The organism is Stenotrophomonas sp. YJH_SMC_16 (assembly GCF_059367875.1).
In genome coordinates, this window is sequence record NZ_JCAFRH010000001.1 from 529,364 (window position 1) to 550,128 (window position 20,765).

Annotated in this window: 20 protein-coding genes; 8 read left to right on the forward strand and 12 right to left on the reverse strand. The window is 65.0% G+C overall.

Annotation, left to right across the window (positions count from 1 at the left end):
* Positions 1–25: 25 nt before the first annotated feature.
* The gene (locus AC5P6E_RS02315) at positions 26–646 is read left to right on the forward strand and encodes a TetR/AcrR family transcriptional regulator (RefSeq protein WP_029550895.1); all 621 of its coding nucleotides are present in this window, start codon (positions 26–28) and stop codon (positions 644–646) included.
* A gap of 15 nt (positions 647–661) precedes the next feature.
* On the opposite strand, the gene AC5P6E_RS02320 is transcribed toward AC5P6E_RS02315, so the two are convergent.
* Together AC5P6E_RS02320 and AC5P6E_RS02325 are read right to left on the reverse strand one after the other, a co-directional pair.
* Positions 662–1,012 carry a VOC family protein gene (locus tag AC5P6E_RS02320; RefSeq protein WP_495230655.1) on the reverse strand — a complete coding sequence of 117 codons (351 nt, stop codon included), beginning with the start codon at positions 1,010–1,012 and terminating at the stop codon, positions 662–664.
* 124 nt (positions 1,013–1,136) lie between these two features.
* On the reverse strand, positions 1,137–1,337 hold the full coding sequence (locus AC5P6E_RS02325; protein WP_029550896.1) for a hypothetical protein: 201 nt from the start codon (positions 1,335–1,337) through the stop codon (positions 1,137–1,139).
* Between the two features lie 188 nt (positions 1,338–1,525).
* Between AC5P6E_RS02325 and AC5P6E_RS02330 the strand changes: the two genes are divergently transcribed.
* The gene (locus AC5P6E_RS02330; protein ID WP_495230656.1) at positions 1,526–4,906 is read left to right on the forward strand and encodes an autotransporter domain-containing protein; all 3,381 of its coding nucleotides are present in this window, start codon (positions 1,526–1,528) and stop codon (positions 4,904–4,906) included.
* Positions 4,907–4,972: 66 nt separating this feature from the next.
* Here AC5P6E_RS02330 and cml read toward each other — a convergent pair whose 3' ends face one another.
* Both cml and AC5P6E_RS02340 read right to left on the reverse strand, forming a co-directional pair.
* Positions 4,973–6,160, reverse strand: a complete 1,188-nt coding sequence (cml, locus tag AC5P6E_RS02335; protein WP_099559933.1) for a CmlA/FloR family chloramphenicol efflux MFS transporter — start codon at positions 6,158–6,160, stop codon at positions 4,973–4,975.
* A 198-nt stretch (positions 6,161–6,358) separates the two neighbouring features.
* Entirely contained in the window at positions 6,359–7,264 is a 906-nt protein-coding gene (locus tag AC5P6E_RS02340) for a LysR family transcriptional regulator (protein WP_043397606.1), read from the reverse strand.
* 106 nt (positions 7,265–7,370) lie between these two features.
* Between AC5P6E_RS02340 and AC5P6E_RS02345 the strand changes: the two genes are divergently transcribed.
* Positions 7,371–8,861, forward strand: coding sequence for an MFS transporter (locus AC5P6E_RS02345; protein WP_478407239.1), 1,491 nt, complete (start codon positions 7,371–7,373; stop codon positions 8,859–8,861).
* A gap of 85 nt (positions 8,862–8,946) precedes the next feature.
* Here AC5P6E_RS02345 and AC5P6E_RS02350 read toward each other — a convergent pair whose 3' ends face one another.
* On the reverse strand, positions 8,947–9,399 hold the full coding sequence (locus AC5P6E_RS02350) for a PA2169 family four-helix-bundle protein (RefSeq protein WP_010481259.1): 453 nt from the start codon (positions 9,397–9,399) through the stop codon (positions 8,947–8,949).
* A gap of 554 nt (positions 9,400–9,953) precedes the next feature.
* Here AC5P6E_RS02350 and AC5P6E_RS02355 point away from each other — a divergent pair.
* Both AC5P6E_RS02355 and AC5P6E_RS02360 read left to right on the forward strand, forming a co-directional pair.
* Positions 9,954–12,788, forward strand: coding sequence for a TonB-dependent receptor domain-containing protein (locus tag AC5P6E_RS02355; protein WP_197617730.1), 2,835 nt, complete (start codon positions 9,954–9,956; stop codon positions 12,786–12,788).
* Positions 12,789–13,046: 258 nt separating this feature from the next.
* A complete protein-coding gene (locus tag AC5P6E_RS02360; protein WP_495230657.1) occupies positions 13,047–14,075 on the forward strand; it encodes a hypothetical protein in 1,029 nt (342 codons plus the stop codon).
* A gap of 8 nt (positions 14,076–14,083) precedes the next feature.
* Here AC5P6E_RS02360 and AC5P6E_RS02365 read toward each other — a convergent pair whose 3' ends face one another.
* Positions 14,084–15,034 (reverse strand): DMT family transporter, encoded by a 951-nt coding sequence (locus AC5P6E_RS02365; protein WP_173581538.1) that lies wholly within the window; start codon positions 15,032–15,034, stop codon positions 14,084–14,086.
* A 7-nt stretch (positions 15,035–15,041) separates the two neighbouring features.
* Between AC5P6E_RS02365 and AC5P6E_RS02370 the strand changes: the two genes are divergently transcribed.
* Positions 15,042–15,845, forward strand: coding sequence for an AraC family transcriptional regulator (locus AC5P6E_RS02370; protein ID WP_049436921.1), 804 nt, complete (start codon positions 15,042–15,044; stop codon positions 15,843–15,845).
* 7 nt (positions 15,846–15,852) lie between these two features.
* On the opposite strand, the gene AC5P6E_RS02375 is transcribed toward AC5P6E_RS02370, so the two are convergent.
* Positions 15,853–16,269, reverse strand: a complete 417-nt coding sequence (locus AC5P6E_RS02375) for a hypothetical protein (protein ID WP_019336342.1) — start codon at positions 16,267–16,269, stop codon at positions 15,853–15,855.
* A 127-nt stretch (positions 16,270–16,396) separates the two neighbouring features.
* On the opposite strand from AC5P6E_RS02375, the gene AC5P6E_RS02380 reads away from it, so the two are divergent.
* Positions 16,397–17,065, forward strand: a complete 669-nt coding sequence (locus AC5P6E_RS02380) for a glutathione S-transferase family protein (protein ID WP_495230659.1) — start codon at positions 16,397–16,399, stop codon at positions 17,063–17,065.
* 130 nt (positions 17,066–17,195) lie between these two features.
* Entirely contained in the window at positions 17,196–17,588 is a 393-nt protein-coding gene (locus AC5P6E_RS02385; protein WP_049413075.1) for a DoxX family protein, read from the forward strand.
* Positions 17,589–17,612: 24 nt separating this feature from the next.
* Here AC5P6E_RS02385 and AC5P6E_RS02390 read toward each other — a convergent pair whose 3' ends face one another.
* The 5 genes from AC5P6E_RS02390 to AC5P6E_RS02410 form a co-directional block, all read right to left on the reverse strand.
* Positions 17,613–18,299, reverse strand: coding sequence for a hypothetical protein (locus AC5P6E_RS02390; protein ID WP_100050682.1), 687 nt, complete (start codon positions 18,297–18,299; stop codon positions 17,613–17,615).
* A complete protein-coding gene (locus tag AC5P6E_RS02395; RefSeq protein WP_010481243.1) occupies positions 18,299–18,724 on the reverse strand; it encodes a hypothetical protein in 426 nt (141 codons plus the stop codon). Before AC5P6E_RS02395 ends, AC5P6E_RS02390 begins: the two co-directional genes overlap by 1 nt.
* Before the next feature lie 79 nt (positions 18,725–18,803).
* Positions 18,804–19,223, reverse strand: a complete 420-nt coding sequence (locus AC5P6E_RS02400) for an H-NS histone family protein (protein WP_010481241.1) — start codon at positions 19,221–19,223, stop codon at positions 18,804–18,806.
* 68 nt (positions 19,224–19,291) lie between these two features.
* Positions 19,292–19,528: a hypothetical protein gene (locus AC5P6E_RS02405; RefSeq protein WP_149866613.1), complete on the reverse strand. Its 237-nt coding sequence runs from the start codon at positions 19,526–19,528 to the stop codon at positions 19,292–19,294.
* A gap of 237 nt (positions 19,529–19,765) precedes the next feature.
* On the reverse strand, positions 19,766–20,764 hold the full coding sequence (locus AC5P6E_RS02410; RefSeq protein WP_173581537.1) for a GlxA family transcriptional regulator: 999 nt from the start codon (positions 20,762–20,764) through the stop codon (positions 19,766–19,768).
* Position 20,765 lies beyond the last annotated feature (1 nt).

Sequence of the window (20,765 nt, forward strand, 5' to 3'; positions counted from 1 at the left end):
CCGTCGCACCCGGACCTTGCCCACCATGCAGACCCCAGCTGTCGCCAGGCCTCGCACCAAGCCTGCGGAAACCCGCCAGGAAGAACTGATGGACGCCGCGCAGGCACTGTTCCTGTCAAAGGGAGTGGACGCCACCACCATCAGCGACATCGTCGCCGCGGCTGATGTGGCCAAGGGCACCTTCTATACCTACTTCGCCTCGCGCACCGAGATCCTGCAGGCGCTGGCACAACGCTACACGCGGCAGTTCATGGAAGCGGTCGACCAGGCCGTGCAGCAGCACCCCGTAGGCGATGGCGTAGCACGCCTGCGCGCCTGGATCCGCGCCAACATCGAACTTTACGTGCGCACCCATGCACTGCACGATGTGGTGTACGCCAACCATCACCATCATCAGCGCGGCAACGCCGAACGCAACGCAATCCAGCAGCAACTGCTGGGCATCCTCGAAGCGGGCAACGCCGCCGGTCTGTGGCAGCTTCCGGCGCCGCAGGTTACCGCCTCGTTGATCTACGCCGGCGTGCACGGCGCTACCGACGACCTGATCGCCATACCCGCACAGGATGCCGATGCGTTCATCGAAGCCGTGCAGGCCAATTGCCTGCGCATGGTCGGCGTGCCACCGGCCGGTGCCAAGCGGCGCTGACGAACCGTCTGTCGCTCAGGTATGGGCGAGGATGTTCAACAACCGCCCGAACGGGTCACGGACGAAGAAGCGACGCACGCCCCAGGGCTCATCGACCGGGCCATATTCCAGCGGGATGCCGGCCGCACGCATGCGCTCCAGTACCTGCTGCAGATTGTCCACTTCGATCGACAGATCCGGCACTGCGGTGCCGGAACCCCCTTCACTGGCAAAGCTGACCTGCGCCGGCGCGCTGCCCTCGCCGCCGTGGGTGACGATCCAGCCGTGGTCCATCACCACCGGCATGCCCAGCAGCTCGCCATAGAACACTGCGGCACGCGCAGGATCAGGCGTGGCGATGTTGGCGACGACACGTTTGACGGCCATGTGCAGCGGCTCCGATGCGATTCCCCATCCTCGCCGCTGCGTGCATGGCCTGCAAGCGGGCTGCGCTGAAACAGAAGAGCCCCGTCGGTGACGGGGCTCTTCATCAGTCCTGCATTGCCACTGCTTACACGGCGCCGCAGCGATCCATGACGCAACGATCGTATTCGTACTGGCATTCCATCGCATCACCGCCACCGGACAAACAGGCCTGGTAAGCCTTCCAACAGGGAAGATCGCATGGCGGAATCGGCCCGGCCACAGCAACCGAACCGCTGCAGGCCAAGGCGAACACGGCACCCACGATCATTTTCCTGAAAGTACGCATCGACATCACTCCTTGATAGGCCTGGTGAGCCCAGGCCGGGCCACGGTAGCGGGGTCTCCGGGAGATGGAGTGAACACGCGCGTCACGGAACATTAACCTGTTCATTAAATTTCCTTCACACCACTGGGGGTGATCGGCGCGCTGCGGGGTTAACGGCCTTGTTGTCCGTCAATCAAGGAAGTTGTCCGATGAATCACCCGCTGCACGGCCGTTCGTCCCGCTCCCGTTCTCCGATGCACAGCCGCCTCGCACTGGCGGTCACCAGCACATTGCTGCTTGCCAGCACGTTGCCCGCCATGGCCAACGACTCATTCGAGGTCTGGCAACAACAGCGCCAACTGCAGGTGGCGTGGGCACAACCGGCCACTGCGGCGATCCCGTCCGCAACCACCCCGTTGCCGATTGCAGCCCCCGCAGCGGCGGCCAGCAGCACGACGACCCTCGGCAATCCGGGCGATCCAGCCAGCTGGCGTACGAACGAATTCAATGCCGACTGGGGCCTGGCCGCGACCAACGCGGACCACGCCTATGCGCGGGGCCTGACCGGTACCGGCATCCGCCTGGGTGTGTTCGACAGCGGCACCGGCCTGGACCATCCGGAGTTCGCCGGGAAGAACCATCGCAGCCTCCGTCTGGCCGATGTGTTGGCCGATGGCAGCCTGTGCGGAAGCGAGGTACTTGCCGGCCCGGATGCCTGCTTCACCAGTGACGGCAATCAGGTCGCCATCGATTACACCCTCATTGATCCGGCCTACAGGGACCTGCTCAATCGCAACGGCTACTTCGAGGGCCCGGGCTACAACGTGCACGGTACCCACGTATCCGGAACCATCGCCGCCAACCGCGACGGCAACGGAATGCACGGCGTCGCGTTCGGGGCGGACCTCACCGTGGCCCGCCTGTTTGCCAACAGCGTGAACTACCTGACCGTCGTCGAGCGCAATGGCGGACTGTATCTGGACAGTAAATCGGTTGCCGGGCTGGGAGCCTCCGACTCGATCTTCCCGCAGCTATACGCACAGCTCAACGAACAGCACGTCCGCGCAGTCAACCACAGTTGGGGCCTGACCAACGAACCGGACACTGCCGAGAAGCTCGACTTCTATCTGTCGCATCCGGATCTTGCGGACAGCCTCGGCGCGATAGCAGAAGGCTCACGTACCCGCGGCCTGATCCAGGTATGGGCTGCGGGAAACACCGACTCGGTCAATCCCTCGCCAGAGCAGGCGCCGATCGCGGGCATGTATGCATCGATGCCACGCGAATTCACTGACGTCGAGCCGTACTGGTTGGCCGTAGTCAACGTCAACCAGGCGCTGGAGCTGAGCAATCGCTCGATGCGCTGCGGCCTGGCCGCGAACTGGTGCCTGGCCGCGCCTGGTTCGAACATCAATTCGACCGTCTATGGCGAAGATTCGGTCATCGATGCCAGCCCCCGCGAGGACAATGGGAATGTGATCCTCGAGGTCTCCGGCCAGGCCCCAACGTATGCCTACGGGAACCTGAGCGGCACCTCGATGGCCGCACCGCACGTCACCGGTGCACTGGGCCTGTTGTTCGAACGCTTCCCTTATCTGGACAGCGCCCAGGTGCGCGACGTACTGCTGACCACCGCGCGCGATCTTGGCGCACCGGGCATCGATGATGTCTATGGCTGGGGCCTGATGGACCTGCGCAAGGCCATCGAAGGCTACGGCTCGCTGCGCGTGGATACCAACGTGGTGATGAACCAGAAGGCCGGTGGCCTGAAGGTCTGGGAAGGCGATGCCTGGGACGACTGGACCAACGACATCGGTGGCCCCGGCAAGCTGACCAAGTCCGGCATCGGCTGGCTGCGCCTGAGCGGTGACAACACTTTCAACGGCGCGGTACTGCAGGACGGTACGCTGGAATTGAATGGCGCCAACACGCTCACGTCTGCGGTCGAGGTCCAGGGTGGCCAGTTCCTGCTCAATGGCAGCCTGGTCTCCACCGCGCTGAACACCACCGGGGGCGTGAGCACGGTCAGCAGCAGCGGCCTGCTGAAGGACAGCAACCTGACCGTCAACGGTGGCGTGGTGTCCTTCAACGGCACGCAGACCGGCGGCACCACCACGGTCGGTGCCAACGGCCTGCTGAAGGGTGTCGGTACGCTCGGCAGCACCCACGTCGACGGCATCATCGCGCCCGGCAATTCGATCGGCACGCTGACCATCAACGGCAACTACGTACAGGGTGCAACCGGCGTCTATGCTGCCGAACTTGCTCCGGGCGGGCGCAGTGACCAGCTGCACGTGACCGGCACCGCCACCCTCGGCGGCACCCTGGTCGCACTGCCGGAGCCGGGTACCTACTACCTCGGCGAGCAGTTCAGTTTCATCCGCGCCGACGGCGGTGTCAGCGGCCAGTTCGCGAAAACCGACTTCAGCGCGTTCTCGCCGTTCCTGCAGTTCAGCCTGGCTTACGGTGCCAATGGCACCCGCATCGACGTGGCCCGTGGTGCGTCGCTCGCCAGTGCCGCCGCCACGCCGAACCAGCGTGCGGCCGCGGCGGCGGCCGATGGACTGGCGATCAACCAGGGCCTGCCCAAGCCGCTGACCCAACTCTTCCCGCAACAGGTCGGCGGCGTGCTCGATGGCCTCAGCGGCGAGCTGCATCCGGCCACGGCACTGGCCCTGGTCGAGGGCAGCCGCCATGTGCGCGATGCCGCACTGTCACGCCGTGCCGGTGCAGCCGCACCGGGATCCGATACGGGTGATGCCACCGGTGCCTGGGTGCAGGCGCTGGGCGGCAACAGCAAGCTGGATGGCAACAGCAACACCGCGCGCACTGACGCCAACAGCAATGGCCTGCTGGTCGGCATCGACCGCGAGTTCGGTGGCTGGCAGATCGGCGTGCTGGCCGGTACCGGCCGCACCGACGTGAAGCAGCAGGAGCGTCGTGCCAAGTCGAAGATCGACAACACGCACTTCGGCGCCTACGCCAGCCACACCTGGGGCGGGTTCGGCCTGCGCGGTGGCGTGGCATGGAGCCGCAATGAAGTGAAGAGCACGCGTGATGTTGCCTTCGCAGGCTTCAGCGACAGCCTGAGCGCGCGCTACAACGCACATACACGCCAGGCCTTCATCGAAGCGGGCTACCGTTTCGGCAATGCGGAAGGTGGGCTGGAGCCGTACCTGCAGGTCGCCCGCGTGGAAGTGGACCTGAAGCAGATCAACGAGCGTGGCGGCGCGGCGGCACTGCACGGCAAGGTGGACGACACCGGCACCACCATCGCCACCGCTGGTCTCCGCTTCGACAAGGGTCTGAAGGCATCGTTCCAGCAGGACAGCTGGTTGCACCTGCGTGGCGGTGTCGGCTACCGCCGTGCCTCCGGCGACCGCAGCCAGGTGGCCAACCTCGCCTTTGCCAACAGCAGCACCACGTTCGCGGTCGAGGGTGCTCCGATTGCCGACAACGCCGTCGTGGCCGAGCTGGGCCTGGCGGCGTGGCTGACCCCGCGGCAGCAGCTGGAGCTGGGCTACAGCGGTCAGTTCGGCAGTGAAAGCCGCGACCATGGCGCCACTGCACGCTGGTCCGTCCGCTTCTAAACACGTGTTCTCTTGACGGGTTGGGGCGGCCTCGCGGCCGCCCCTTTTTTTGCCCGCCATCCAGCGCTATGTGCGGTGCCGCAGCGCGGCGGTACCTGCCAGGCTGGCAAGTGGCAGCAGCAACCCGTAGGCCACCAGCGGCCACACGGTATCGCCGGGCAGCACCAGGGTAACCAGCGTGCCGATGCCTGCCACGATCAGGCTCTGCACCGCGTAGTACAGAGCCACCGCCGTACCCGACGCATCGGCGAAATCACGCAACGCGCCGCTTGCGGCCACCGAAACCACCATCACCAGCCCCACCGCGATGCCCCACATGGGCAGCACCACCGCGATGAACGAGGGAGGCCACGCTGCGGCCAACGCCATCAGCAGCACCCCGGCCACCATCACCCACAGGCCGCGCAGGAAGGTACCGCGCACGTTCCAGCGGGCAATGCACACGTGCGCCATCCGCGCCGTGACGATCATCACCAGCGCCACCGTGGCGAAGGCAAGGCTGAACGACAGGGGCGAGTACTGCATGCGCCCGACCAGCAGCCGGGGCGCGACCGAGAAGAACACGAAGAACGTGCCCATGCCCGCACTGAAGCCCAGCGTGTAGACCCAGAACGCGCCGCTGCCGAGGATGCGTCGTACCGCCGGTCGCGACGCGTCATGGCACCGCGGGCGGGTTTCCTGCCAATGCCGTACCGCGCGCATGCCGGCGATCATGCCCAGTGCGCCGAGCAGAACGAAGATCGCGCGCCAGCCAACCGCGCCTGCCAGCAGTGCGCCGAGGATCGGTCCCAGTGCCGGCACGAAGGCCAGCATCGAGGCGAACAGCCCATACAGCGACGCACCTTCGGGTGTATCGGCATACACGTCACGGACCGTGGCAAAGGTCGCCACCAATGCCGCCGACGCCCCCACCGCCTGTACGGTCCGCCAGGCCAGGAATGCTGCGCCGCTGCTGGACATGGCCAGCGCAAACGACGAAAGCGCGAACAGCAACGCCCCCAGCAACAGGACCGGCCGCCGCCCGATGCGGTCGGACAACGGGCCGAACAGCAACTGGCCCAGGCCGAGCACCAGCAGGTAGATGCTCAACGTCAGCTGCACCACCGTCGGTGATGTCTGCAGTGCCCGCGGCATCACCGGCACTACAGGAAGATAGATATCCATGGCCAGCGAGGCCAGGAGGTCGAACGGCGCCATCAGCACAATGGCCGATGGCAGCGGGTGGGCCCAACGCGGGGCCTGTCGATTGAACATGGGGAGTCTCCGCCCAGAGTGAATCCGGCGGTGATCCATCCACTTCGCGTGCATCGCAGGGATGATCACCGCAACAACGTCTGCATCGTTGTTGCGGCTCAGCGAACTGTCTGCGGACCGTTCCCGTTGTTCATGATGTCCATCGAATGCAAATGCAGGTGGCGCAAGTGTAGCAATCGTCCACCTGCCGCGCGGCGCTCAGGCCAGGGGCAACATGTCGATGCGCCGGCACGGCGTCTCCTTCACCTGCTCGATCAGCCGTCGCACCACAGGCGAGGACTCCGCCCGCCGGTACTGCACAGCGATGGTCGAGACGATGGTGGGGCCGGCCAGTGGCAGATAGATCATTCCGGGCAGCACCAGCGTGCGTTGCAGTACCGATGGCACGATCGCCACCGAACCAACGCCGACCGACACCTCGGCCAACACCGCCGCCAGATGCCCGGGCTGGGAACGGATACGTGGAATGAACCCGCCGCGGCGCCCGACTTCCATTGCGCCCACCGGCTGCTCCGGCATGACGAAGCTTTCCCGGGCCAATGACGCCGGCTGTACCGGCGCGCGGGCCTGCGCCAGCGGATGGGTTTCCGGCAGGGCCACGCAGAACTGGTCTTCGACCAGGGTGTGTTCGCCGAAACTGTCGGGTACATCCATCGGAGGCCGGCAGAACACCACATCCACCCGGCCTTCCTGCAGCAGCTGCGGGAGCTCGCCCATCGGCCATTCGCTTACCTGCAGTTCCACGCCCGGGTAGCGGCTGCGGAACCGGCTGAGCTGATCCTGCAACGCACCGGCATACAGCGCCGAGCCGACGTAGCCGATCTCGATCTTGCCGATCTCACCCCGCCCGGCGCGCCGGCCCAGGGTTTCGGCCTGTTCGAACCGGCGCAGCACATCGCGGGCTTCCGCCAGGAACACCTCGCCTGCGGAGGTCAGCAGCACTTCGCGCCGGCTGCGGTCGAACAGGCGCGTGCCGAGGCGACGCTCGATGTCCTGGATCTGCACGCTCAGCGTGGGAGTGGCGATCCCCAGCCGCAGGGCCGCGCGACCGAAGTGCAGTTCCTCGGCCAAGGTGACGAAGTACTCCAGGTGACGGCGTTCCATGGGCGGCATTTCGTTAGGTTCAAGCTAACGTAACCAGAAAACACCGAGAATGAAACAAACACCTATCATTGCTGGAATGGCGGTCCTCTCTTCGTGCGAGTGACCGGTGCCGCCCTCCCCTCCCTCTTCGCCTGCACGGCACACGCTGCCTGACGCGATCCTGCTGGTGGCCTCGCTGGGCTGCACGATGACCGTGCTGGAGACCAATGCCGTGGCGGTCGCACTGCCCAGCATCGCGCGCGACCTGCACGCCGGATTCGCCGATATCGAGTGGGTGATCAGTGCCTACATCCTGTCCTTCACCTCACTGCTGCTGCCCGCCGGTGCTGTCGCCGACCGCTACGGCCGCCGCCGGGTGCTGCTGATCGGCATCAGCCTGTTCGCCCTCACTTCTCTGCTCTGTGCACTGGCGCCCGGTGCCACCCTGCTCTACCTGGCGCGGGCACTGCAGGGCATCGGTGCTGCTTTCCTGCTGGCGCCCTCGCTGTCGATCATCGGCCACACCTACCACCAGGGGGCCGCCAAAGACACTGCATGGGCGTTCTGGGGCACAGCCATGGGCGTGATGATGGTGCTCTCGCCACTGATCGGCGGCCTGCTGTCCGCGCTCTGGGGCTGGCGCGCGGTGTTCATTGCGATCCTGCCGTTCCTGGGCCTGCTCGGCTACGGCACGCTGCGCTGGATACCCGAGTCGTCCGACAGCGCGGTCCGCCCGCTCGACCCGCCCGGCATCATCACCTTCAGCGTTGCCATCTTCGGCATCGTGTTCTTCCTGGTCGAAGGACTGGCAAAAGGATGGTCATCGGCGCCGGCGCTGAGCGGGCTGGGCCTGGCCATCATCATGGCCGCCGCCTTCGTCATCGTTGAGCGGGCACGGTCACATCCCATGGTCGATCTCGGGCTGCTGGCCAGTCCACGTTTCATCGGCGCACTCATTGCCATGGTCGGCTATTCGGTCAGCGCACAGGTGATGGCGTCGATGCTGCCGCAGTACCTGCAGAACGGCATCGGCCTGGGCGTACTGGCTGCGGGTGCCGGCATGCTCCCGTTCGCTGCGGCGATGCTGCTGTTTCCCAGCGTGGGCCGCCGGCTCGGTCGCCATCTGAACAGTCCGGCGGTGCTGGCGATCGGGCTGTCGATCACTGCCGCGGGCAATGCCGTGGCCGGACTGGCCGCGTGGCAGCATCTGCCCTGGCTGGCATTCGTCGCAATGGTGGTGATCGGTGCCGGCGGCGGCATCCTCAATGGCGAGACATCCAAAGCCATCATCGGCGCGGCACCGCGCGAGCGGGCCGGCATGGCCTCCGGCATCAGCGCGACCACGCGCTTTGTCGGCATCCTGCTCGGATTCACCGTGCTGTCCAGCGCCTTGAGCCTGGGCATCCGCAACGCACTGTCGGCTGTGGTTCCCGCGCGCGAGGTACTGTCGATGGCCGATGCGATCGCTACCGGCACCTTCACCAGTGCGCGCAACATGGCCTTCGCACAGGCGATCTACAGCCACGGATTTGCCAGTGCACTGTGGACGTCGGCCATTGCCGCGCTGCTGGCCAGCCTTGCGGTGTTGCTGCTGGGCCGTAGTCCCGCACAGCGATGACGCTGGAGCGCGGATTACGAAGTTGGCCGGGGCAGCCACGCTGCCCCGACCGTGGCGGCCCCGGGGAGAAGGCCGCCGATGATCGTCAGGCCGCCTTCATGGCGTGCTTGCGCGCCCGCATCACGTTGTGGCATTCCTGCACTTCGGGCAGCAGCTGGGTGACTTCCTGGCGCACGGCCGGCGGCAGTTCGTTGTCCTTCAGCACGTCCTTGAACGCGCCAAGCAGCCTGTCTTCCGACTCTTCCAGCTCGGCCACGTAACCATAGTTGGTGTCGCCGAATGCAGCGCGCACCTTGCCGTAGAACTGCTGCATCGACCCGACCATGGTGCCGTGCTCGGCGGGCTTGCCGCCGCTGGCGGCGACCGAACTGCTCAACGCGGCGACGATGCGGCCCTTGACGCCGGCAATGCGGGTGAACAGGGCCGACAGTTCGGCATCCTTCACCTTGGTCGCAGCTTCTTCGTAGAACGACTTTCCGTCCCGGGCAATCTCGATCAGGTCGTTGAGGCGATGTTCGATGGTGGACTGGGTGCTCATGGAATCGCTCCTGTGTGCTCGATGGTCTATGGAGAATGACAGCGCGAGTGCGTTGCCTTCGGGATCACTGTGGAGGTTTGAATGTGCCGGTTGGGTGAGTACGAATTGATGCATGCATCACCACCCTCAACGCGTCCTGACTCCTTCATCCCATCGCATTTCCGCGTTCACGGCGTCTGAGCAGAACGCCCACGATTCACCAGGGCGCGATGACGATGATCAGCGCCACCAGCAGTGCGATGGCAAGCACCAGCAACAGCACATGCCACTGCTTCCACGTGGGTTTTGGTTTACCGGGGGTATTCATCGGATGTCTCCTGGAGTCTGTCATCGGCCCGCAGCCAGACTGAAGCAGGGCACCCCCGGTGCGCGTCGCGGTTTCGTGCATGGCTTGTGCATGAACGCTGTATCCAGCGCGCGACGATAACGCGTCCATAACGTAATCGAGTTGTAAACGGAATGTTAGGTTCCTTCCGATTCCGCACAGCGGAGTTTCAGATCGGTTTCCACGCAGCTATGCGGAAACCCATTCAACTGGATTTGGAGAGAGCCAAATGCATTACAAGTACACCCTGCTTTCCCTGGCAGTGGGCACGGCCCTGGCCGCCGCCTGGTCACCGGCCGCGCATGCGCAGGATGACGACGACAAGACGCCGAAGAACCTCGATCGCATCCAGGTTACCGGCTCTGCCATCCGCAGCGTGGATATCGAAACGCAGCAGCCGATCATCGCCATCACCCGCACGATGATCGAGCAGCAGGGCTTCACCACGATCGCCGACCTGCTGCAGAACCTGACGTCCACGGGCGCGCCGGCGATCTCCCGCGCACGCGCATTGTCGTCCGGTGAAAATGTCGGCGGTTACTACGTCGACATCCGCAATCTGGGCGCCACGCGCACGCTGGTGCTGGTCAATGGCAAGCGCCTCGGTGCGACCACCAGCGGCCTGCAGGATCTCAGCCAGATTCCGATGAGCGCGGTGGAACGCATCGATGTCCTGAAGGACGGCGCCTCCTCGCTGTACGGTTCGGATGCGATCGCTGGCGTGGTCAACATCATCACCCGCAAGAACTACGAAGGGCTGGAAGTGTCCATGCAGCACGGGCAGTTCAGCCAGGGCGATGGCAAGGACAGCACGTTCTCGCTGGTGACCGGCGCCCGTGGAGAACGTGGCGGATACACCCTCGCACTGGAATACCAGAAGTCGGATCCGGTATTTGCCCGCGACCGCGAGTTCTCCCGGTACGGCGGCGCCGGCCCCAATTACCCGGGCGCGGACTGGAGCAACATCAGCCAGAACGGTTCGTGGTGCGACCCGGCGCTCTACAAGTGCAACACCGGTGACGCGGTGTTCAAGACGCTCAACCGTGGCGGCGACCCGAAGAATCCGAACGACTACCACCCGATCACGCCGGCCGAGTTCGCCAACGGCAACGACCAGATGCACCTGCAGACCGGCATCGAGCGTCGCTCGCTGTTCCTCAGCACGGACTACGCGCTGAGCGACCAGATCAAGTTCGCCGCCGACATCGGCTACAACGAGCGCACCACCGACCAGCAGATCGCGGGCTACCCGTACCAGTCGACCAAGTTCGGCACGCCCCTGGACGCAGCCAGCGTATTCAATCCGCTCGACCACGGCATCGCGTTCAATCGCCGCCTGTGGGAAGTGCCGCGCACGACCGAAAGCAAGCTGAAGTCGCTGCGCATTGCACCAAGCCTGTCCGGCTACTTCGAACTGGGCGCCAAGACGTACGACTGGGAAGTCGGTGCGCTGTTCAACCGCAATGAAGTCACAAAAACAGGCCGTGGCGACATGAGCCTGATCGCTTCCCGGCAGGCATTGGGGCCCTCCTACCTCGATGCCAACGGTGTGGCCCGGTGTGGCACGGCGGCATCGCCGGTCACGGGCTGCCTGGCCTGGAATCCTTTGCTGCCATACGGTGTCGCGGGGGCTGGCTCTCTCTCCGATCCCGAACTGCAGCGCTTCTTGTTCCCGACGTTCAACGATACCGGCATCACCAAGACCCGCAGCTATTTCGCCAATATCTCCGGGCCAGTGATCGAACTGCCTGCCGGTGACCTGTCCGTCGCTCTGGGTTACCAATACCGCAAGGAAGAAGGCCGCTTCGTGCCCGACGCCTTTGCCCAGTCGCGCCAGAGCACGGCGCTGGGCGCGTCCACCACCTCGGGTGAGTACAGCCTCAATGAGTTCTTCGCCGAAGTGAACGTGCCGGTGCTGCGTGACCTGCCGTTCGCCAAGGAACTGACCGTGAACCTGGCCACGCGCTATTCCGACTACAGCAATTTCGGCAATACCACCAATTCCAAGGCCAGCTTCGCCTGGCGCCCGATCGAGGAATTGATGATCCGCGGCACCTTCGCCGAAGGCTTCCGCGCACCGAGCATCTCCGACCTGTATGGTGGAATGGGGACCAGCTTCGAAACCTATGTCGATCCCTGCGGCACCGGCGCCACCAACAGCGTCAACGGCAACGCTGCATGCAACGCTGCCGGCGTCCCGCTGGGCTACCAGCAGCTGAACCAGAGCCTGAAGCCCTGTGCCAGCTATCCGTGTGCCACGCCCGACGAATTCACCACCGGCTCCAACGCGAAGCTGCGACCGGAAGAGTCCAAGAGCAAGACCGTGGGCGTGGTCTGGAGCCCGCGCTGGGTCGATGGCCTGGACATCAACCTCGACTGGTACAGCTACAAGATCACCAACATGATCATCGAGGACAGCGTCGACCGCATCCTGCGTGACTGCTACGTGCTGGGCAATTCCTCGCGCTGTGGCAGCATCAAGCGCGCTGGCGATGGCCACATCACCAGCATGTTCTACGGCCTGGCCAACCTGGGCTCGATGGAAACCGAAGGCTGGGACCTGGGCATCCACTACCGCCTGCCCGAGTTCTCGTTCGGCCGCTTCACCATCGACCTGCAGAACAGCTATGTCTCCAAGTACGACGAGGAGAACCAGAACTCGGCCGGCGACACCATCATGATGGGCCGGATCGGCCGGCCGGGCATCTTCCGCCTGCGCTCGAACCTGGGTGTGAACTGGCAGCTTGGCAACTTCAGCACGCAGTACACGGTGCGCTACTACTCCGGCATGGCCGAAAGCTGCGTGCCGAACCGACCGTGCTCGCTGCCCGATCGCTACGCCTACGGAGAACCGGATGCCCTGCGCAAGGTGGGCTCCAATGCCTTCCATGACATCCAGGTCAGCTATAAGCTGCCGTGGGACGGTACCGTGGCGCTGGGTTCGAACAACGTGTTCAACCACCAGGGCCCGATCATGTTCTCCAAGCCGTCCAGCTCCTTCCCCTACTACGGCGGCTTCGATATCGGCCGCACCGTGTACGTGAAGTACTCCCAGCGCTTCTGACGGGCATGTCCGTGCTCGTGGCCGGCGGAAGGGGAGTCCGCCGGCCACGATGCACACCACCTCCACCCAATCTCCATCGTTTTTCGACGGAATCTCCAAGGTTCCCGGCAACACTTGATGTCATGACGGCTAAGGAGCAGGACCGCATGGATCGCCACGCGCCCCGACGCTGCACACCCGTCTCCAGGTTCACCACTGAATGTGGCGATGTGGCCGGGTTCCGACCCTCCGGACGTGCCGCCGCAAGGGAAGTACGAGATGACGACGGCAGTTCGCACCGGCCTGACCGACCTGGTCGCTGACGCGCAGCGGTACCTGCGCAGGATTCTCCCCGGGCTGGCCTCGGCAGTGCATCCACTTGCTTCATTGCACGCCATTCCCCACGCAATGGCATCGCGCTACCACCTCGCCGGACTGATGCTGTACGGGGAAACCCCCGCCATGCTCGCCGTGGCCCGCGAGCCCGGCGAATCCAGCACCCGTGTGATCCAGGATGTACGCTGCCTGCGCTCTGCTGCGAATGCACTGGTGCTGTACGTCTCGCCCTATCTCACGCCGACCCAGCGTCGCTTCCTGGTCGAGAACCACATCGACTTCGTGGTCCCGCACACCCAGTTGTTCGCGCCCAGCCTGGCCATTGAGTTCCGCGACGACCCTGATCATGAGAAGAAGGCCATCTCGCTGCTGCCTTCGGCGCAGGCCGTGCTGATCCACGTGCTGCTGAGCGGCCAGTCGCGCTGGTGGTCGCCGCGCGAGATCAGTGCTGCCGCCGGCTACACCTCGATGACGGCGTCGCGCCTGTCTGCCGAACTGGTTGGTCGCGGCCTGGTTGAACGCTCCACCGGTGGCCGCGAGCGCTTCCTGAAGCTGGCCGGCAACCGCGACGAGGTCTGGGCCAGGGCGCAGCCGTTCCTGCGTTCCCCCATCCTGAAGGAAGTGGATGTCTGCTGGGGCCCGACCGCCGAGGCGCTCCGCGATGCCGGGCACCCGGCGCCGACGGCGGGCCTCGATGCGCTTGCTGACACGTCACCGCCCGCGATCGGCGGCACCCGCGCGCTGCACATCGATGCGTGGCGGTTGCTGGGTGCACTTCCCATGCCCGGCCCGGACTGCGTCCAGAGCGCACGGCTGCAGATCTGGGCCTATCCGCCGGCATTCACCAGCATCGGCGATGTGGTTGACCCGCTTTCGCTGTATCTCAGCCTGCAGGGCAAACGCGGCCATGATGCAGAGGCGCTGGAACAGCGGGTGGAACAGGCGCTGAGCGGGAACACATACCCCGCATGACCGAAGCCCTAGGCGGGCTGCTCGCTCGGCACCGCAGCAGCGCGCCTGGCGCTGTACTCGGCGAATACCACGCCGGACACCGCCAGCAGGCCACCGCCCAGTACCCAGCCACTGAGCGATTCGCCCAGCAGCAGCACAGCCAGCGCGGCGGTCACGATCGGCACCAGGTTGAAGAAGCCAGAGACGCGCGCAGCGCCCAGACGTGAAAGTCCGGTCATCCAGGTCAGCGGCGCCAGGATCGAGGCACAGACCGCCGCGAAGCCGATGCAACCGACGGCGGTCAGATTGCTCACCCCGGTACCGACCAGCAACTGCAGTGGCAGCAGGATCAGCGAGGCCGCCGTGGCCTGCAGGAACAGCGACTCCAGCACCGACAGCGGAATCTTCCAGCGCTGCATCAGCACGTTGTAGGCGGCGAAGGCCAATGCGCCGATCAGCATGATCGCGTCTCCGCGGTTCAGGCCCTGCGCCGCCAACCGTGCCAGGTCGCCCTGCGATACCACCGCCACCACGCCGGCGGTGGAGATCACCGCGCCAAGAATGGAAGTACCACGCACCGGATGGCCCATGAACACGCGTGACAGCGCCAGCGCGATCAACGGAATCAGCGCCTGGATCACCCCCATGTTGATGGCCGAGGTGAAGTGCGCCGCATGGTAGGCCAGGCACTGGTACATCACCCCACCCAGGCAGCCCAGCACCAGGAAGCGCCCGAGGTTGGCGCGCACGGTCGGCAGATTGCCGCGCAGCCGCGGCAGCGCGAATGGCAGCAGGACCACCGCCGCGACCAGCCAGCGGAAGAAGCCGATATCGATGGGACCGACCGAGCCCGAAGCAAGCTTGGTCACGATGGTGTTCGCGCCCCACAGCAGGCAGGCGAGGATCGGGAAGAGATAGTTCACGCGTGCAGGTGTACGTGAGGGAATGGCCAGCGTACGCTTGGCGTATATCGAGGACATCCCGAAAATGCGCCACCCCGACCCCGGCTTGCGGCAATCGATGGAGCCGATCCCCACCTTCCGCCAGCTGCCCGGCCCGATCTACTTCCGGCAGGGCGCGATGGAGCCCACGGACTGGGGCACGCACAGCCATCCGTGGGGTCAGTTCAACTTCGTCGCGCAGGGGGTGATGGAGATGAAGATCGACGGCGAGTGGATGGTTTCGCCGCCGCACTACGCGATCTGGATTCCACCAGGAATGGCGCACTATTCACGCAACCGCTCGCAGCTGGCCTACCGCTCGGCCTATCTGTCGGCGGCGCTTTCACGCCGGCTGCCCACGCGTTGCAGTGCGCTGGAAGTCAGCCCGCTGCTGCGCGAACTGCTGCATGAACTGGCACGACAGGGCGTGACCGATCCGCAGACACCGGTCCAGCGGCGCATGGCCGCCGTGGTGATCGACCAGATCGTCAACGCCGCTGTGCTGCCCAGTTTCCTGCCGATCGCCAGCAGCGATGCCTTGAAGCAGGTGATGGCGTACATGGAGAAACACCTGTCGGCGGCCGAATCGGTTGCCGAGATCGCGCGGCGGCACCACATGAGCGTGCGCAAGCTGGAGCGCCTGGCACGCAGCGAACTGGGCATGTCGCTGGGCGACTGGCGTGGGCGGGTGAAGTTCGTGCGCGCCACCGAGGCGCTGTGTACACGCCGGCCGATCAGCCGGATCGCCGAAGAGCTGGGCTATTCCGGCGTCAGCGCCTTCGCCGAGATGTTCAAGCGGCACGCGCAGTGCACGCCGGATCAGTACAGGAAGCTGCATCGGGCGGGGTGAGCGCGGCCTAGAGAGCGACCAGCAGGTCCACAAGCAGCCCCGGCAGGAACAAGGCGGCCAGAACGCTGGCCAACAGGATCAGCAGGACCTTCGCCGTCAAGGGGCGACGGCGCGGATTGCTGAAGTACAGGTGCAGATCGCGCAGTTCATCTTCCAGCTCCTTCCGCACGCCTGCGCTCTGTGCACCGGGTTCGAGCAGCTGTCGCTCAAGCGCCTTCAGGCGCTTCATCAGTTCACGCGGCGGTGTAGCCCGCAGGATCAGCTGATTGAGCTCCTGGAGCCGGTGCGCCTGCGGCATCAGCGCTGCCACGAGATCATCCGGCGGAAGCCGTGAGACCCGTCGCTGGGCGTCCGCATCCATCTCAGCCTGCAGCACATCGCGTTGCCGCTGCAGTTCGGCCAGGGAGGTGCGGCGCTGCCACATGAGGAGGCACAGGATTGATGGGTGGCGGGCAGTGTATCGCCCGGCGCCCCGGGAAGGTTGTCGATTTCCCGCCCCATCGTTCGTCGGAGAAGGAAAGGCGGGTCTTTCAGCCTGCAGGAGTGCCCCGATGTGCCCGATCCTCACCGCCTTCGCCACCTCTCCCGACCGCGGCCAGGGCCTGGCCCGTGACATGCGCGTACGCTGGGCGCTGGAGGAACTGGCCGTGCCCTATGACGTGCAGCTGCTCAGCTTTGCCGAGCTGAAGCAGCCCGTCCACCTGGCGCGCAACCCCTTCGGGCAGATCCCCACCTGGCAGGACGGCGACCAGGTCCTGTTCGAATCCGGCGCAATCGTCCTGCACCTGGCCGAACAGCATGCCGGCCTGCTCCCCGCTGATCCGGACGCACGCATGTGCGCGATCATGTGGGTTTTCGCTGCGTTGAACACGGTGGAACCGCCCATCGTCGAACGCTCGATGGCCTGGGTGCTGGAACGCGAACTACCTTGGTATTCACAGCGGCTGGTGATGCTGGACGAGCGCGTGCGGATGCGTCTCTCGCAGCTGTCTGCGTGGTTGGGCACGGTGGCGTGGCTGGATGGCGACTTCAGCGTGGGCGACCTGATGATGGTCTCGGTGCTGCTGCGCCTGAAGAGCAGCGGCCTCCTCGACGAATACCCGAAGGTGGCTGCCTATGTGGGCCGTGCAACGCAACGCCCCGCCTACCAGCGTGCGTTTGCCGCGCAGCTGCAGGTGTTCCGGCAAAGCACAGACGCGCCATCACCAAAGGATGACTGAGGCAGCCTCCTTCGGCATTCGAAGGTCCCCGGCCGCGCGGGAAACCGGAAGGCAGCCGTGTCGTGTATACACGGTCTTCACTGCCTGTGGGCTCCGATCGCGGGAGTCGGACACCCTCAAGGACTTCACTGTGAGCACTTCCTCGCACTCGCTTGCTTTCCTGCTTGCGCGCATCCTGCTGATGGCACTGTTCCTCGTCTCCGGCCTGGGCAAGCTTGGCGACCTCAGTGGTACCCAGGGCTACATGGAAGCAATGGGAGTGCCCGGCATCCTGCTGTGGCCGACCATCGCCTTCGAGATCGGCAGCGGCCTGTGCATCCTGCTCGGCTTCCAGACCCGGCTGGTATCGATCGTCCTGGCGGGCTTCAGCCTGGTCACCGCCTTCATCTTCCACCACAACTTCGGCGACCAGACCCAGCAGATCATGTTCCTGAAGAATCTGGGCCTGGCCGGTGGCTTCCTGTTGCTGGCCTGCACTGGAGCCGGGCGCTACAGCATCGACGGCCGGGGACGCGGCGCATAGGTACCGGCCAGCAGGCTCGCCACGCTAGCGACGGAGCTCCGCCTCCGGCGCCAGCGTGTGGACCACCTTGCCCTGCGCATCGAGGAACTCGATTGCCCCGTAGCCCTCCGGCGTGACGGTCAACCGCAGTCGCGGCCGATCCGCCTTGTCATTCAGTGCAATGGCCGGCGTTCCATCGGCGCCGACCACCAGGCCGATGCGGGTCGGCGCCTGCACACCGGGAATCAACGCATTCCCGAGCGCGGGTTCGCGTATCAGCTTCGGTGCCTGGTTGATCGAGAAGCTCACCTGGCCATCGGGAGACACCCGCCATCCGATCGCATCCATCGCCGGGTGATCCAGCGCCAGCACCGCCATGCCGCCGTCGACATCAGCGGTGCCGAAACCACCGCGCTCGCTGCCCTTGTCGTCGTACAGCACCATGCCGGCCACGTTGAAGGCGCGTTTGTACTGGATGCCATCGATGATCGGCGCCGGCGTCTTCCCGGACAGCGTCATGCGGATCACGCCCTGGTCATCGACGATATCGATGCGACGCGCGGTGATGCGCTCCCTGTCGGGCGTCCCGATCCGCGTCTGCGGAGCCTTGTCCACGATCAGGCGCTGCAGGGTTTCCACCGAAGGCCGCTTGGGCGCTCCGGCATCTTCGGCCGCACGCGCCGGAATGCTGTGGAATGCAATCAGCAGGACCAGCGCGCAGGCAGGGCGCATCATGCGGCCTCCAGAGCGGCGTGCACCGGGCGCCGGCAGGCGGCCTGCACCAGCATCAGCTGTGCCACCAGGATCAGCATCGCGCAGCCGGACAGCAGCCATGGGTCGATGTACCACTGGGCATTGAAGCTGAATTCGCCGGCGGAGATCCGCTTCCAGCCGTTGAAGTGCTGCATCGCCGCGACCACGAACGCGAAACCACCCATCGCGTTCGAAAGCCACGGCACGACGATGCCACCCGGCCGTGCAGACATCATCAGTAGACCCAGCACGCCGATGACGGTGCGCTGCACGCGGCAGTAAGGGCAGACATAGGCCAGCCCACTCCATTCCACCGACCAGGCCAACAGGCTGATCAGCACCGCTGCCGCCCCCGCGACGTACAGGACCCTCGGCGCGATCGCCGTGCTGCCGTTATGTGCCATTGCGTGCCTCCCTCCAGTGCGGACCCCTGCAGGGTAGCGTGAAGCGGACACGGGCGCGGCAGGCGTCGCCCTGCGGGCCTCAGTCCTTCTTGAACACGGTGCGCTGGCCGATCGGGCTTCCCTTGCGGGCGGTTGGACGGGCCAGGCCGGGAATCAGGAAATCCGTCACCTTGTGGCCCTTCTGGACCTTGGCGGCCAGCCAGCGCGGCATGCGCCCGCGGCCGGACCAGGTCAGGCGCTTGTATTCCGGGTCGCGGTATTTGGCAGCAACCTTGCCGGCTTTGCGGCGGCTGGATTTCCGCGGCGTCGCGGGTTCTTCGACGGACGCATCGCCAAAGAGTTCTTCGAGCGTATAGCCCGCTTCGGCGGCCGCCGCCTTCAGCATGCGGCGCACCGCACTGGCCGGACGACGGCTGGAAATGAGCTGCCTGCGCTGTTCAGCGGCAACCACCAAGGCGCCCAGCTCCCGCAGGCTGAGCGATTCGATATCGATAGTCATGCCGGGAAAGGTCCACTCCGGCAGGGTGGTCTGTCAAGAGCAATGAGCGCGCGGGTGGCGAGCCGCCATTATCGTGTCAGGTCCTTCAGCAGCTGATTCATGTGTGTTGACCAGTGCGTTGCAGACGCAACTTCATCGAGCAGTTTGTTGCGCAACTCAATCAGGTGCATTGGAAGATCCATTACTGGAATCCTGAGATCCTCCTGTAGGAGTTCTTCCGAAAATGCGCCAGCCTGTTCATTCCACAACAGGATGGTCTCGCGCGCCTGCTCGATTTTCTCATCATACGTGTGAGATGCCTTCATCCAGATTCGCGCTATCAGCACACCCTGCGCCAATGTTCCCGAAAGAACACTGAAAATGCCTCCATCTCGTCGCGAGCAGCCTTGTTCGCGCGCTTGGCTTCATCAATCCAGCTCGCAATATCTTTTTCCAGAAACTTTCCAGGTGCGAAACGTGTAGTGGCAGTTGAAATGCCAAGCGCCACCTCCTGAAAGTGCCGGAAACTGACAAGAGACACATTGCATCAACACTGGCGTGACTCAGCGTTGCCCGCCCCGCCTGATCCGGAAGTGATCGCGATACGCGGACGGTGACATGCCGACAACGCTCTGGAATGCCTTGCGGAATGAAGCCGCGTCGTCATAACCCAGGCGCGAGGCCACCTGTGCGATGGGAAGATCGCCGAGCTGCAGCGCATCCTTGGCCTTGGCCATCCTGGCCTGACGGATGTAGTCGGCGGGATTGCGTTCCGTGGCCTTCTGGAAGCGCCGGATGAATGTTCGTTCGGTCAAATGGGCACGTTGGGCAAGCCCGGCCACGGTGTGGCGCAGCCCAGGTTCTGCAAGGATCAGATGCTGGGTCGCCAGGATGGCGGCATCATCGTGATCGAGCCGGGGCAGGAATCCCTGCAAGGGACGCTGGTCCTGCCGGATGCCGTCACTGAGCATGAAGCGGGCCGTGGCCAGCATGACACTGGAACCCATGACGCGATCGACGATCAGCAGGCCGAGATCATTCCACGCGAGGATCGCCCCGGAAGTAATGACGTCACCGTCATCGATGACGACATTCTCGGTCGTCACCTGGACATCGGGATGCGCGCTGGCGAGCAGCCCTGCAAAGGCCCAGTGGGTGGTAACCCGCCGTCGCGCAAGCAGGCCGGTCTGGGCGAGCACGAACGCCCCTGCGCAGACCGAGCACATGATTGCGCCACCGGCATGGAGTTCCTTGAGCCACTGCGCCTCACGCGGCATCGCCGACATCCGCTCGGGCATCGCGACGCTGGGCGGCGAGATCACGAACGCGGGGGCGTTCACCTCGCCTGGATCGCTGTCCCAGCAACATTCCATTTGCGCCGACACCGGGTCCAGCTGCCAATGCGTTACCCGCAGGGAACACCGCCGGTCATCTTCGTGGGGATACGCCGCCCACTCATTTGCAATCCGGAACAGATCCGTCAGGCCATGGATCGCCGCCATCTGGCAATCCGGATAGATCAGCAGGGCCACTTCGACCCGCTTGTCAGTTTCGATACCCATG

Excerpts from the sequence above, each read along its gene's own strand:
- AC5P6E_RS02315 (WP_029550895.1), top strand. The coding sequence starts at position 26 with ATGCAGACCCCAGCTGTCGCCAGGCCTCGCACCAAGCCTGCGGAAACC.
- AC5P6E_RS02320 (WP_495230655.1), bottom strand. The coding sequence starts at position 1,012 with ATGGCCGTCAAACGTGTCGTCGCCAACATCGCCACGCCTGATCCTGCG.
- AC5P6E_RS02325 (WP_029550896.1), bottom strand. The coding sequence starts at position 1,337 with ATGCGTACTTTCAGGAAAATGATCGTGGGTGCCGTGTTCGCCTTGGCC.
- AC5P6E_RS02330 (WP_495230656.1), top strand. The coding sequence starts at position 1,526 with ATGAATCACCCGCTGCACGGCCGTTCGTCCCGCTCCCGTTCTCCGATG.
- cml (WP_099559933.1), bottom strand. The coding sequence starts at position 6,160 with ATGTTCAATCGACAGGCCCCGCGTTGGGCCCACCCGCTGCCATCGGCC.
- AC5P6E_RS02340 (WP_043397606.1), bottom strand. The coding sequence starts at position 7,264 with ATGGAACGCCGTCACCTGGAGTACTTCGTCACCTTGGCCGAGGAACTG.
- AC5P6E_RS02350 (WP_010481259.1), bottom strand. The coding sequence starts at position 9,399 with ATGAGCACCCAGTCCACCATCGAACATCGCCTCAACGACCTGATCGAG.
- AC5P6E_RS02355 (WP_197617730.1), top strand. The coding sequence starts at position 9,954 with ATGCATTACAAGTACACCCTGCTTTCCCTGGCAGTGGGCACGGCCCTG.
- AC5P6E_RS02360 (WP_495230657.1), top strand. The coding sequence starts at position 13,047 with ATGACGACGGCAGTTCGCACCGGCCTGACCGACCTGGTCGCTGACGCG.
- AC5P6E_RS02365 (WP_173581538.1), bottom strand. The coding sequence starts at position 15,034 with ATGTCCTCGATATACGCCAAGCGTACGCTGGCCATTCCCTCACGTACA.
- AC5P6E_RS02370 (WP_049436921.1), top strand. The coding sequence starts at position 15,042 with ATGCGCCACCCCGACCCCGGCTTGCGGCAATCGATGGAGCCGATCCCC.
- AC5P6E_RS02375 (WP_019336342.1), bottom strand. The coding sequence starts at position 16,269 with ATGTGGCAGCGCCGCACCTCCCTGGCCGAACTGCAGCGGCAACGCGAT.
- AC5P6E_RS02380 (WP_495230659.1), top strand. The coding sequence starts at position 16,397 with ATGTGCCCGATCCTCACCGCCTTCGCCACCTCTCCCGACCGCGGCCAG.
- AC5P6E_RS02390 (WP_100050682.1), bottom strand. The coding sequence starts at position 18,299 with ATGCGCCCTGCCTGCGCGCTGGTCCTGCTGATTGCATTCCACAGCATT.
- AC5P6E_RS02395 (WP_010481243.1), bottom strand. The coding sequence starts at position 18,724 with ATGGCACATAACGGCAGCACGGCGATCGCGCCGAGGGTCCTGTACGTC.
- AC5P6E_RS02400 (WP_010481241.1), bottom strand. The coding sequence starts at position 19,223 with ATGACTATCGATATCGAATCGCTCAGCCTGCGGGAGCTGGGCGCCTTG.
- AC5P6E_RS02405 (WP_149866613.1), bottom strand. The coding sequence starts at position 19,528 with ATGAAGGCATCTCACACGTATGATGAGAAAATCGAGCAGGCGCGCGAG.
- AC5P6E_RS02410 (WP_173581537.1), bottom strand. The coding sequence starts at position 20,764 with ATGGGTATCGAAACTGACAAGCGGGTCGAAGTGGCCCTGCTGATCTAT.